The sequence below is a fragment of the Silvibacterium dinghuense genome (assembly GCF_004123295.1).
Taxonomy (GTDB): Bacteria; Acidobacteriota; Terriglobia; order Terriglobales; family Acidobacteriaceae; genus Silvibacterium; species Silvibacterium dinghuense.
The window spans coordinates 2,316,614-2,329,737 of sequence record NZ_SDMK01000001.1 but is presented as its reverse complement, the minus strand read 5'-3'; the positions used below and the strand labels follow the sequence as shown (position 1 = coordinate 2,329,737).

Here is a 13,124-nt window from a genome sequence, read left to right as displayed (position 1 = left end):
AGGTTTTCGGGAACTGACCGGCCAGGTTTTCCGCCTTCGGCCTCCGCTCCCGATGGTCGCGAGCCGGGGACACGGGACTCAAGTAGAAACATAGACCGACGGTGGCCCATACAAGTCCGGTTTTGGCTTGTATGAGGAACGGGGCTTAACGGTTCCGACATCTCGAAGACCACGGGATGCGAGGCATCCGCGGTTCGTAACTGTAATGGCTACAAATACGAGGGGGACGGCTAAAGCCGTCCCCCTCGTGCTGTTTGCGACTGCGGTGCGGTGTTAAAAATCCAGCCGCATCGAGACCTGGCCGCTACGTGCTCCGCCGAAGTCCGATCCGATGGTGCTGGAAATCAGCCCGTAGCTGCCGGAGCTGATATCCATGTTGGGGTCGCCGAGGTTCGTGTGGTTGAGCACGTTGGTGAACGTGCCCTCAGCGCGCAGCTTGACCCGTTCGGTGACCGAAAAGACCTTGCTGAGCCCGGAGGAGAGGTTCACTGTTCCAGGCCCAACCACCGAGCCGACTCCGGCATTGCCGAAGCGGCCGATGGGGTTGGGATAGGCGCCGGCGCCGCTGCCGGTGGTGCAGGCCGTTCCCGGCGTCCAGCCAGGGTAGCCAGGGCAGACGAAGGCAGCGGTGTTGATCCAGTTGGTGCGGGTGCGGTTGTGCGGAGCGATGCTGACCCCGGCGGCACGATCGGCGGCCTGGTTGCGATGGCCGGGATCGAAGCCGGTGTTGGTGCTGGTCAGGCCCGATCCGGTGCCGGAGGGATCGCCTTCTCCGGAGTCGAAGTAAGGCGATTCAAACGGACCGCTCTGCCAGAGGAAGATGTTCGAGAGGCGCCATCCACCGACGAGGAGATCGGCGATGCGGGACATTCCACTGCCAAACTCGCGTCCACGACCGAAGGGCAGGTCATAGACCATCGTCGTGTTCCAGCGGTTGCGGCGGGTGCCTCCGACATTACCGAAGTCCGCGTGGCGATCCAGGATGGAAGTAGCGCGGGAGCCGCCGCTTTCCCCGGCAAAGCCCGTGCTCGCCGGACCTTGGTTATCGGCCAGAGCCTTCGCGAAGGTGTAGGAGGAGTCGAACTCCAGCCCGCGCTGGAAGCGGTGCGACGCATCGAGCTGCACCGAGTGGTAGCTCTCGTTGGCGCCGGTGGCGCGGGTATTGATGCGGCCGAAGTTCGGGAAGAGGCGGGCGCTCAGCGGCTGGTTTGCAGCCGAGACGGTGGAAGAAAAGGGCAAGGTATTTTCGTCCGGAGCCCAGACCAGCTGGTGCGTCTCCGAGCCGATGTAAGAGATACGGCCGGCACTGCCGCCGCCAAAGTCGTGGTCGATGCTCAGGCTCCACTGGTAGGTGTAGGGGTCCTTCCAGTTCACGCTGTTCGCCGTTCCGAAGTAGTCCTGGCCATAGCAGGTGGTGCAGCCGCCGTCGCCGGCTCCGGCATAGATGACCGGCCACTGATAGCCGATGGCATGCGTGCTGGAGTTGTAGGTGTTGGTGTACTGCGTCGTCTGCGCCTGGAGCGTGCCGGTGAGGGAGTAGAAGTTCGAACCCAGCATGGTGATGTTGTACATGCCCACGCCGCCGCGCACTGCCGTCTTGTCATTGTCGAAGGGACGCCAGGCAAAGCCGAAGCGCGGCATGAAGCGCAGGTGAGGATACTTCTTGAGGCCACCGGGCAAACCCGCCTCGCTGTTCGAGAGCACCGGCATGCAGGAAGCGCCGTTGACCGTGGCCGAACCGCTGGTTGTGCCGTAAGGCAGGCAGGCGTTGGCACTCTCCAGGAAGGCGGTGGACAGCAGGCTGGACTTGCCGTCCGGATAAATGGCTTCGCCGGAGAGAGGCTTGCTGGGATCGAAGTTACCGATGTCGCCGTGAGCGTCGGTATAGCCAGGATGCAGCTCATAACGGAGGCCATAGCTGAGCGTGAGCCGCGGTGTGACGATCCACTGATCCTGCGCGTAGAAGTGGTAGTGGATGGATGTGCCGTCGTTATCTTCCTGGACGACGTCATAGAAGGTCTGGTTGGGCAGGCCACTGAGGAAGTCGGCGAAGTCCACACCCGTGAACATGCCTGTGCTCTTGTCGGTATTGAACTGGAAGGTCCCGTAGTTGTCCGATCCATTGAAGCCGAGCGGGGTGATCGCCTCCAGGGTGCGGATGTCGAGGCCGAAGCGGAGGCTGTGGTTCCGAATGTTCCAGCTCAGCGAGTCGGTATACACCGCCGTCCGGGACTTGGTCAGCGAGTCGAGGCGATCGGCGTTCAGCGAGCTCAGGTTGTAGAAGTCCAGCTCGGGAAGCCCGTTGTAGAAGAGGTTCTGCAGGCCAACCAGGCCCAGGCTGTCTGTGAAAGCCGTGCCGTTGAAGTTGTTGGTGTTGCCGGTCGTGACCCAGGTAAAGCCGTAGCCGAATTCATTGATCAGATTCGGCGTGAAGCTGTAATTGGCGCTGATCTTCAGAACGCGGTTCTGGTTCGTGCTCTGGCCTTCAGGCACCAGGAGCGGCTCGGGATTGGTCGTCGGGAAGTTCTTCCAGGTGAAACGGCCCCAGAGCAGAAACTTCTGATTCGAACCGAAATACTGATCGCCGCGGATGTCGAACTGGTCGGAATGCCGGCTGTTGTCCTGGTTCACCACATAGTTGGCAACACCATTGTCGGTATAGGCGCTTGGATCGCCCACGTTGGGATCAGGGAAGAACTGCAGCAGCTTGGTCGCAACCGCGCTGATCGAAGGCAGCTTGGTGCCATAGCTGCCGCCGGTGAACGGATCGTTCAGCCCGGTAAAGCCGCTCGAGACATACTTCGAGAAGTCGCCTTCCTTCATCAGCGTGCTGGGAACGACGTAGGACTCGGTTTCCTGCGAGGGATGCCGCCAGCCTTCGTAAGCGCCGTAAATGAAGGTGCGGTTGTGACCGTCATACAGATGCGGAATGACGACCGGACCACCGAAGCTCGCGCCGAAGGTGTTGGCAACCAGCTTGGGCTTGGTTGTCGTGATCGGGTAGGTGTAGGGAATGGCGTCGAAGGCCGCATTCTGGTGATACCAGAACGCCGATCCATGAATCGTATTCGTGCCGCCCTTGGTCGTGACGGTAATCTCACCGGGCTGGCCGAATTCGGCGTTGTTCTGGACTCCGTCGGCACGCAGCTCGCTGATCGATTCGCTAGAAGGAAAGGCATCGGCGATGGGCGAATTTCCGGTGGCGCTCTGCACCGTGGTTCCGTCCACAGAGACCTCCGTCTGGAAGGGCAGTGCGCCCTGCAGCGAGAAGGAGCCTCCGTCGGGCTGCACGCCGGGCAGCTCGCCAACGATGCTCAACGCACTCGTTCCGGAAGAGCTGGCGCGGGTATTGACCGGAAGATTGTCGACGTCGGTCTTGTTGTAAACCGCGCTGATGGACGGCGTCACCGTATCGATGGTGCTGACCGCATCGCTCGATACATTGACCACCTGCTGCACATTTCCAACAGCCAGCGCGGCATCGACGCGCAACTGCTGACGGACAGCAAGGACCAGGCCTGAAGTCGTCCACTTCTCAAAGCCCGCGAGCTCGATGGCAACAGCGTAATGAGCCGCAGGAACATCTTCAAAGTGGTAGCTGCCGGCCGCATCTGTCGTGGTGTTGCGGGTTGTGCCCTCGTCGGTATTGGTAAGGGTCACCGAAGCATTGGGCACAACCGCGCCGGAACTGTCCTTGACGGTGCCAAGGATGATGCCCTGGGTAGACTGCGCGATCGCGGCTGGGATGGCCAGCAGGCAGCACAAGAGGATCAAAAAAGAAATACGCACACGCCCCATGGCGGGGCACAGATTCTGCATAACTTGGTCTCCGAAGGTAAACCTGTGCAATAAAACAGGCCGATTGTTTGGAGGTGCGATTCGGCTCTCACCGGTGCGTCCGAGCGGAATACCAGCTCACCGGCTTGACTCATCCCGCTTCCTCGAAGCTCGCGCGTGCAAGTTCGTAAGAAAAGGATGTGCCAGCGCTTACGTTACGTGACGAACGCGCTGAAAACGATGAACAATGATTGAATTCAGCAGGATGCAACCGGACATAACCCGCAAAAGCGACAGAGGAGCGAGACTTCTTCACGCATTCCAGCGAAAACGCGCTGAGGAAAACGCAGACTCAGACACAAGCCGCGCGAGATCACCCTCCCCTCAAGGCAAAGCCGAGCTCCAGACACGGGAGTTTACAATCAGAACAGACCGGCATACACCGCAGATATCACTCCGGGCCTATAGCTCAATCGGTTAGAGCAGCGGACTCATAATCAGCAGCTGCACCAACGGACTGAGGTACAATCGAGGCAAGATTTCGACCTCGGGAAAAAAGATCGAAATCGACATAAAGGGCCTATAGCTCAACGGTTAGAGCAGAGCACTCATAATGCTTTGGTTCCAGGTTCGAATCCTGGTGGGCCCACCACTCCTTCCAAAAATCCAACCGAGGTACACTTGAGGTACAGTGCCGCTCTCGCGGTACACACCGGAGGTACGCTTGGCGACCCTCGTAAAGACCGATCTCGGCAAGTGGAAAGCTGTCATCCGCAAGACCGGATGGCCTACGACATCGAAGACCTTTCGCACGAAGCGCGATGCGGAAGACTGGGCTCGCCGCACGGAAGACGACATGGTGCGCGGCGCATACATCCAGCGCGCGCCAGCGGATCGCCTCACCGTCGCTAAGGCGCTCGAACGCTACATTGCTGAAGTGACGCCGACCAAGCGGCCCAGTACTCAGGTTTCCGATCACAACCGCTCGAAGATTCTCATCGAGCACCTGGGCAAGTATTCGCTCACCGCGCTCACGCCTGAGATCGTTGCAAAATTTAGAGACACACGTCTTGCTGGGGAGGACCGCAAAGACGCAAAGGGCAAACCCATTCCGCGCTCGAACAATACTGTTCGGCTCGACCTCGCGTTGCTCGGCCACCTGTTCACCGTGGCGATCAAAGAGTGGGGCATCGGCCTGCCGTCGAACCCGGTGATGAACATCCGCCGCCCCGCACCTGGCCCAGGACGTAACCGCCGACTCACGCCAGATGAAGAGAAGCGGTTGCTCGTCGCCGTAGATCAGCACTCAAACCCAATGTTGCGCTGGATCGTTCGCATTGCCCTTGAAACAGGTATGCGTTCTTCTGAGATTCTTACTTTGCGCAAAATGCAGGTGGACTTGAAGAGGCGTATTGTTCGCCTTCTGGAGACAAAGAACACATCTCCCCGCACCGTTCCACTAACAACCACCGCTGCAGCACTCTTCCGTGAAGCGCTAAATCATCCTGTCCGCCCTAAAGACACAGACCTGATCTTCTACGGTGAGCCCGGACGTGATAGCAAACGCCACCCCTACCAGTTCAATCCTGTGTGGCTGAATATCAAGCGTCAACAGGGCCTCGAGGATGTCCGCTTCCACGACCTCAGACATGAAGCCGTAAGTCGATTTGTGGAAGCAGGATTTTCTGACCAAGAGGTCTCCGCGATCAGCGGTCATAAGTCTATGCAAATGCTGAAGCGATATACGCACCTGCGTGCTGAGGATCTGGTGACTAAGCTCGATCACCTCGTGAGTGCTAGAGGAACTGCTCTGATCAAATAGAGGTTAACTGGTTAATTCAAGAGCTATTACTGCCCACAATCCGACTTCACAGGACTGATCTGCAAACCTCTGCCGGAATTCGGCAGAGGTTTGGGACGCGATTCGGTGAATTTCCTGAACCGGTGCTCATGAGGGTGCTGACGGGGTACAGAATCGATCTATACATCAACGCCTTCGAAGGCCAATCGCCGTTCTCTGAACCCGCCGGAGATCAACGGGGTAAGGGAACGAACCGCGCGCTGAGTTTTCAGCCTCAGTAGCTTTCTGCCGGCCCCTCATCCACGTCATGTGGCACCGTTTTCCTTGCCGCGATACGCCGATTCAGTTCGAGGTAGATCTCCAGCGGATCGACATCATCCTGATTTTGCATCATCAAGACGGGAGCGCCTCAAGTACCCAGTTCCGTTCAAATGCCGAAATCCGTGCGTCTCGTGAGCCTGCGAGGGCTTGTAGACGTGTACCCAAAGAACGAACGGTGTCACCCTCAACATGAAAACGCTCGGAAATTTGAATTGGCACGCCCTGCTCTTCCAGAATCTTAAGCACTTCCGATCTGAACCATCGAGGCAGGCCACCAGTGAGGTAAGTGTAATCGGCTTGGTTGTAACCGGCGTTCTTCACGAAGAGTTCAATGAGCGCGATGAATTCCGGTAGATTGAATTCGCAGGCGCGCAGAAATTTGAAAATGTTATCCATCTGTTCCGGCTTACCCCGATAGGTTTGAGAGTGCCACAGAAAGAATCGCTTGACCTGCGTTGCATTGCGCAATTGGTTTATGTACATGGACAGCTGAGCTGCGGTACGGCAACCGAACTCATCAGCCTTTCGCACAGAGCAAAGTATCGTGGCCAGCGCCAGGATATTTTCCCAGGCCGGATAGCCGCTCCAAATCAATGCGGCGCGTTCATTGAGCGCACGCGCAACTGAATCTCGAAACGCCTCCATAGAGGAGATCCCAATGGTTGAGAACCTTCTCAGATCTTCCGGCTTAAGCCCGAGACGGGTGGCGAGTTCAATCGTTCGTGTAGCCGATGTGGTAGTGCTATCGTCGCCTTCAATGTGAACGATGTATTCATCGGGAGCATCATCGATATCCCCAAACAGTGGCGCTGAAATGCCGTAGTCCTCCTTTGCAGGTGGTGCATTAAACAGAAACACCTGTCCAACGTGGTGCTTGCCCAATCTCCCTGCTCTGCCCTTAATGTTGGAAAATGTGAAGAAGTCGTAATTACTCTTGTTAATCTTCTTGTCGTAGATGAGAACCGACTTCGCTGCGGTGTTTACACCCTCTATAAGCGTTGACGTGCAGATGAGCACCGGCAGGACATTTTGATTGAAGAGGCTGACGAATCGCGATGCTAAGGCGCGAGGTATTCGTCCGTGATGAACTCCGATACCGGCGGCTACCGAGTTGCTAAGGCTCCAGCCGACGCCATAATTTTCGTTCATCCATGCGGCAAGCTCCGCTCCGCTTCCAACTCGAATGTCGCGTTGAAGCATTAACGCAGCCAACGTATTGGCCCTGTCTGGTGATGAGACAAAAATGAGAGCTGGCCAGTTCTCCGGCTTCACTGCCTCTTCCAGTAGCCGTTCTTCTTTGTTGTCGATCTTAGTGAGATCGGCGGTGTCCACCGCCACTGTAGAGAATCGGGTCTTCAAAAATGAAAACTGCCATCTACTTCCAGCTGAGACGTTGACGATGTCTATGTTTGGTCCCAAGAAAAAGAATTGCTTTGCCTTGCTCAGTAACCGATATACAGCTGCATTCAGGGTGATGCTGCGTGAGTCTTTCCGCTCGGGATCGAGCTTGTAGAACTCATCAACGACGACCAGATCAAGCTTCCCGAGATCGTCTCTGTTGATCAAACGCTCTTGCGTGCCCAGAAAGATGACTCGTTCGCTTTCCGATGTCTCTGAGTGATGCATGAGTATATCGAACGTATCTTTGAACTGGCGTACCAGGCGACGCCGGAATTCATCGAGCAGCGCGATAGTCGGAAGTACTATCGCGACGCGCTTGAAGCGTTCCTCCAGCAGCAGTGCGTCGATCAGGATGCTTTTTCCAAAACTGGTCGGAGCGCTGAGAACGAGGTTGTTTCCGAACAAAAGAGCGTTGAGGGCCGCTTGCTGTTCGCGGTGCAGGACGATTCCTAAATCGCGGATCTCAGCAGTATCCGCAACAAGGGCATCTCGAATGTCAGCATAGTCACGGTCGATGTAGTTCCACAATCCTAACGAGCGTGCAAGGGCGCTGAAAGCCTCCCTGTAAGTGCCAAGTTCCTCGTGCGTCTCTATTAGCTGTGCCAAGCGGGGAACAACTTCGAGCATGTGCGGTTCGCCCAACTCTTCTTCCTGCAAGCTGCAGGAAGTCTCATAGAGGATCGAGAACACTTGATTTTTCAGTTGATCCCCCGTGAGTTGGGAGATGTTGGGCCAGTCGAAGGACGTTATGCTCATTGAAGTCCTTTCAGCCGCTGATCGAACGCGGCGACCAAAGATTCCTTGGTTGCGAGGGGGATATAGGCGAGCAGCATACGTAGCTGGCCTGGCAGCCCAGTGTCATTGAGAGACTTCGCAAGCTTTTCCATCTCAGCTTCGACTCCAGCAAGATACTGAGCATCGTGCTGAAGAGCCGCCGCTGCCGATGCGCTATCGCAAAGGATGCCGATTACAAAGACAGAGCTCTTCAGAAAGGAGTCCAAACTCGTGCTCTTATGGAACAGCTTCACAATTTCTTCATACCGTGGAGTGTCCTTCGGTATCTGCGGGCCAAGTATGAGTTTTTCGTTTGCCAGAAAACCTGCGTCAATGTGAGCCCTAACGGACTTGATCGCATCTGCGATAGCTGAATCTCCCTGCTCCCAAAGTTTGGATTCTCCAAGCCAAAGCTCGACAGGCTCACCTTCAGGCAGGCGCGCATGCACCATGTCAAAGGCTTTGACCAGGTCGTTGGAAGCCGACTTGTAAAACACTCTCGGAGAGATCGGAATGGTCTGAAAGAAATCTCTGCAGACGGCATGCAATGCAATCTCGCCCGCTTCACCTCGCTTCTGATATTTCTCGCTGGTGTAAACGCGGATAGCAGCCTGATTCAGCTTCAGCACCATGTTGCCGTGATTGACTCGAAGCTCTTCCTCGATCAAGGCATAATCAGGTAGCCATTCGGCCAAGTGAAAGGCGAGCTGTGAGCAACGCCATTTTCCAAGTTCAAAACCAGCACAGTAGATCGAGGAGTTCAAATTCGCATGTTTTTTGTCGGTGAGGTCAATCAAGAAACGTGCGGGTTTTTGGTCGTAAACGCTCAACGTCGGCCCCAAGCTAAGTTTTCGGTATGTGCCACTGTACCTGTGCTCTGCGTAGGTGATAAAGAGAATTTGTCTACCGCATTGCCTAGCTTGAGTTTCTACGCCAACGATTGCGATATTCGCTTCCATGGAATTCGCTTTTTATTCGCTGTCACGTTTATCACATTACCACACCCGACAGGTGTTCAGAGTTCCCCCGCGTTATCAAGCGCTCAACCTCAGCCGAATGGCGGCGGCATCCACGTTCTGTCATTGCCGCTGTTCAACAGCAGACGCTTGTAACCAAAACTGTAGAGGTCTTACAAGCTTTCAAGATAGGTGATGATAAACGCCCTTTTGGGAGTCACCGCCCGGCTCCATTGGTGCGAATTTCCTGCTATTCTCACTCCGCAACTAACCAACATCTCTACATGCCAGTGTAGATGTCAGCGGCGATCGCCGATTGGAGATACCCGCTGCAAGGTATCGGCCCGGGATCGTGCTCAGAGCCCTCGATACCGCCGGAGGCTTCACGCCAAGAAATCGTGCAATCTCTGCTTGTGGGTGGCCGCTTCGCTTTAGGTAGGCGATGATCGCTTTCCTCTCGTTCATGCCAGCATCTACAAACTCTCGTGCCAATCGTCTCAACTCTTCGTCTCTCGTTTCGAAGCATATGAACCAGACCAGGTCTGAATAAAAGCACGCAAGGACAGCATCCAAGGGGCCCTCTTCAGGTTTCCGTCGATGGCAGTCATAGAATTTCAGTTCCTTAAGCGTCTCCTGGATTCTGGTTTCCCTAAGCGCAAGTCTTCGACGCGCAGCTAATGCACTCCCTTTCGTGCGCCCGCCTGTCATGTGCTCAGAACATAGCTTGCGGCTGAGTACAAGTCTTTTCTTGACCGCTCTGTTGCGAGGGCAGTATGAGCGCTTCTCTAGCTCACCAATGTATGTTTCGAGCTTGACTTGCTGGGGGAGAGGCACAATTCCAGATTCTTCAAAAGCCGCCGCCTCAGTAAGGCTGTCGCAATAATCGCACCGACGGCGAGTGACATCCATAAGTGAAGCCCCTCGAATCGCTCTTTTGCTTGGCCTCATCTGCCGGCATGTCTCAATCAACCTAACCAACATGTCGAGCACCGCGGCGGCTGAATCGGGCCACGCCTGCGGTTGCTGATCTACAACGGAATCCGGCATCACTAGCTCTTCGAGACCGCACAGCTGCTCCAGAGTGAAGACCGGTAAAGGGTTGTTTGCCCGGCGCATGAGATCGCGCACACGATGGATTCTCTTTATTGCGCGCTCATATCCCACTCGCTGGAGATAACGAGTGGGGCTTTGGGGAATACCGACAGCTTTTCTGCCTTGGCTACGACACTCTTCCTTATAGCTTGCCAACGCGGGGTCGATCCATAAGCGCAGTTGCGCCAAAATGGACGCTGGACGACGCAACCGCCGATCGCTTTCCCAGGCCTTATACAGATTTCGGATCGCTTCGGTGACGGGCGGATAGCAACCGGGGTAATTGGGCGGTGCGGCGAGATCGGCGTTAACCTTTTCGGCTGACCTAAGCGGGTACATACCCATGTCTCCCTAACTACCCTCGACTTGCACCAACTTACCTTACTTCGGGTGGACAGCGCATGACTATCGAAAAGTTATTGATTGAACGCTTCGGACCTCTACTTACGCCTAGAGAACTCGCCCAGGTCTTATCTCGCTCGGCAAACGGTCTTCGCCTTAGCCTGAGACAGCCCAGCCCATGGGCTCAAAGAGTGAACCGAACCCGCATTCGTCTGGGAAGGCGGGTTTACTTCAGAACCTCTGAGATTGCCTCGATTCTTTCTGATACCGAGAAACTCTAATGATCCGGATCACGGTGTCCAATCAGCGAGGCGGTGTTGGAAAAACGACAACAGCAATAAGCCTGGCGCGGAGCATGGCAGATCGCGGCCTAAGAGTCCTCCTCATCGATGCTGACCCGCAAGGCTCAATCGCCGCGGTCCTTGGCTTACGACCTCCAGCTTTTCTTGCGGACTTCCTGATTCATCGCATGGCATTTCGGGAATGCACCGTGCCCGCTATCAGGGGCCTCGATATTCTCTGCGGAAATCGCTACACGACCGAGGCAGAAACCACGACGATGAACCTGCCTTTTCGAGAATTCATTTTCAAGCACATGCTTGCTGAACACGAGCAGCAATACGACGCAGTGCTCATCGACGTAGCTCCTTCTATCAGCCTTTTTCAGACGTGTGCGATGGTTTATACCCAACGCGTTCTTGTCCCGGTCGATATGGACATATTGAGCGTGCAAGGGGCCACAGCAAGCATTCAGGCAGGCGAGATGCTGAACGGCATGCTCTCCGGAGGGTTGAACGTGCAAGTGGCCGGTCTGCTGCCGGTAAAGCTGGATCGACGCCTTGCCATCACTGAAACGGTGTTGAACACACTGACCTCAATCTCAAAGAAGCGTGGCGTGCCCGTATACGGCGGAATACGCACCGATCAAGCCATTGTGAAAGCCGCTCGGAATCGTCAGTTCCTTGCAGACTTCGATCCCAAATCCAAGGCGCTTGAAGACTATGAGGTTCTCGCTAATGAACTACTTCAATCACCTTCCATTGCAGAGGTAGTCAGCATTGGCACGCGCTCGGCCTAAGTCAGACAACATTCTCGACTGGGAAGACCTCGAACGGGCGCCGAATACGCTTGGGGCATTCGCATTCCTTCGATCCCCTGCAATGGTCGTCGACATTGGAGCGGCGAAATCGACCGAATCGAATCATGCCGCAACAGTGGGCGAAGAAGCGCCTCGGGCGATGAACTCCCGAAGGGGTGCTCCAAGGCCATATAGAGAGCATCGCTGTCGCCTTGCTCAGGATGGGCATTCCCCGGGAGAGCACCGGTTGTACATGACATTGTGGAATGCCGCGCAACAGGAGAGTCCCGAGACAAAGATCATCGCGTGTGGGTGGGCACAGATGGGACGAAGAACTGGCATGAGTGACAAGAGCGCAAAGAGAAACTTGTCGAATCTGGTGGCAAAGCTGGCTCTCGATTGCATACGAGACGAAGACTGCCGAGCGAGTAAAGGTCGCACCTACAGAATCTATTCGTTCAAGGCGATCCTCGAGAGAAGAGAGCGCGCTGGACTTCATTACGTGGTGCGAGACAAGGGGGTCCGTTTTATCCAAAAACGAGATCCAATAGAGCCGTCCGAAGTGCTCGACATAACGACCCCGGGGGACATAACGACCAGGGGACCCATGGACATACCATCCACGGGACCCGTGGACATAACGTCCACCCCTTATAGGAAGTATTTAGGAATAGGTTTAGAAAAAACGACGACGACGGAATCCGAAGCAATTCCACGCCTGGTTCGTTCCTTCAGCGCATACACCTATGCCGACGAAGAAGCTGCCCGAATGCTTTTCAGGAAATGCCTCGCGAACTGTCCGGACGTCCAGGTCGAAGAGATCGAGGCAGTCATCGCCGAGAAAGCTCCGGCCCTCATGCGTGATCGCTCAATACGAAATCCGATCGGCCTGCTTTTGACAGCCGTGCCAATGTGCTTCGAGGGATCCGCGCTCGTCGAGCTGAGAAAGCAGCGAGCAGCCGAGAAGGCTCAGCGAGAAAAAGAAGAGGCCGATAGGCAACAAGCCGAAGCTGAGACAAGAGCGTGGTTCGAACGCGAGCAGAGTCGATGCAGAGAAATTCTGGACTCCACTAGCTTGTCCGACAAAGAGCGCCTGGCTGCTGAACGGCAGATGAAAGAAATCACGGAGTGGCTAGCATGCCAGGCATCGGAAGGAGTGCCATCGTGAGCGAGGCTTCCATGTTTTCTCTTCGGACTTCTACGGATTGCCGATACGGCCACGATGCCGGGACACTCGCCATCGCGCGGGAATGGCCCTTCCTGCCGCTTTCAGGACCTCGCACACGGAAAGAGCTGACTATCGCTTTACGAGCGCCAACAGGAGGCTCTAAACGCGCATTCTCTCGACAGCTCGGAAATTCTGCACCTGCAGAATCCTCGTGTTCTCAGAAAGTCCTTCATTCCCTCAGCGGGCAATCAACTTTTTTCATACAGAAGTCATACAAGTTTCATGCAATTCGCTGCTTTAGATATCGGCCTTCTGCAAGAGTCAACAAGATTCATACAAAAGTCAGCAAAGTTCATACAAAATCTGCTGTTCAAAACAAGAGACACTGACCATCAACACCAGTAAACAGCACAG

Annotated in this window: 7 protein-coding genes and 1 tRNA gene; 4 read left to right on the top strand and 4 right to left on the bottom strand. The window is 55.6% G+C overall.

Going from position 1 to position 13,124, the window contains the following annotated elements; genetic code table 11:
- Positions 1-273: 273 nt before the first annotated feature.
- Positions 274-3,819, bottom strand: coding sequence for a TonB-dependent receptor (locus tag ESZ00_RS09205; protein WP_229741068.1), 3,546 nt, complete (start codon positions 3,817-3,819; stop codon positions 274-276).
- Positions 3,820-4,353: 534 nt separating this feature from the next.
- On the opposite strand from ESZ00_RS09205, the gene ESZ00_RS09200 reads away from it, so the two are divergent.
- A tRNA-Ile gene (locus ESZ00_RS09200) sits at positions 4,354-4,429 on the top strand.
- A gap of 72 nt (positions 4,430-4,501) precedes the next feature.
- The gene (locus tag ESZ00_RS09195) at positions 4,502-5,599 is read left to right on the top strand and encodes a site-specific integrase (RefSeq protein WP_129207782.1); all 1,098 of its coding nucleotides are present in this window, start codon (positions 4,502-4,504) and stop codon (positions 5,597-5,599) included.
- 372 nt (positions 5,600-5,971) lie between these two features.
- Here ESZ00_RS09195 and ESZ00_RS09190 read toward each other — a convergent pair whose 3' ends face one another.
- The 3 genes from ESZ00_RS09190 to ESZ00_RS09180 all read right to left on the bottom strand — a co-directional run bounded on the left by ESZ00_RS09190 (position 5,972) and on the right by ESZ00_RS09180 (position 10,461).
- A complete protein-coding gene (locus tag ESZ00_RS09190) occupies positions 5,972-8,056 on the bottom strand; it encodes a DEAD/DEAH box helicase (protein ID WP_129207781.1) in 2,085 nt (694 codons plus the stop codon).
- Positions 8,053-9,033: a HamA C-terminal domain-containing protein gene (locus tag ESZ00_RS09185; RefSeq protein WP_129207780.1), complete on the bottom strand. Its 981-nt coding sequence runs from the start codon at positions 9,031-9,033 to the stop codon at positions 8,053-8,055. Before ESZ00_RS09185 ends, ESZ00_RS09190 begins: the two co-directional genes overlap by 4 nt.
- 264 nt (positions 9,034-9,297) lie before the next feature.
- On the bottom strand, positions 9,298-10,461 hold the full coding sequence (locus tag ESZ00_RS09180) for a helix-turn-helix domain-containing protein (protein ID WP_129207779.1): 1,164 nt from the start codon (positions 10,459-10,461) through the stop codon (positions 9,298-9,300).
- A gap of 283 nt (positions 10,462-10,744) precedes the next feature.
- On the opposite strand from ESZ00_RS09180, the gene ESZ00_RS09170 reads away from it, so the two are divergent.
- Together ESZ00_RS09170 and ESZ00_RS09165 are read left to right on the top strand one after the other, a co-directional pair.
- Positions 10,745-11,542: a ParA family protein gene (locus ESZ00_RS09170; protein WP_129207777.1), complete on the top strand. Its 798-nt coding sequence runs from the start codon at positions 10,745-10,747 to the stop codon at positions 11,540-11,542.
- Between the two features lie 340 nt (positions 11,543-11,882).
- Positions 11,883-12,710 carry a hypothetical protein gene (locus ESZ00_RS09165; protein ID WP_129207776.1) on the top strand — a complete coding sequence of 276 codons (828 nt, stop codon included), beginning with the start codon at positions 11,883-11,885 and terminating at the stop codon, positions 12,708-12,710.
- Positions 12,711-13,124 lie beyond the last annotated feature (414 nt).

Excerpts from the sequence above, each read along its gene's own strand:
- ESZ00_RS09205 (WP_229741068.1), bottom strand. The coding sequence starts at position 3,819 with ATGCAGAATCTGTGCCCCGCCATGGGGCGTGTGCGTATTTCTTTTTTG.
- ESZ00_RS09190 (WP_129207781.1), bottom strand. The coding sequence starts at position 8,056 with ATGAGCATAACGTCCTTCGACTGGCCCAACATCTCCCAACTCACGGGG.
- ESZ00_RS09185 (WP_129207780.1), bottom strand. The coding sequence starts at position 9,033 with ATGGAAGCGAATATCGCAATCGTTGGCGTAGAAACTCAAGCTAGGCAA.
- ESZ00_RS09180 (WP_129207779.1), bottom strand. The coding sequence starts at position 10,461 with ATGTACCCGCTTAGGTCAGCCGAAAAGGTTAACGCCGATCTCGCCGCA.
- ESZ00_RS09170 (WP_129207777.1), top strand. The coding sequence starts at position 10,745 with ATGATCCGGATCACGGTGTCCAATCAGCGAGGCGGTGTTGGAAAAACG.
- ESZ00_RS09165 (WP_129207776.1), top strand. The coding sequence starts at position 11,883 with ATGAGTGACAAGAGCGCAAAGAGAAACTTGTCGAATCTGGTGGCAAAG.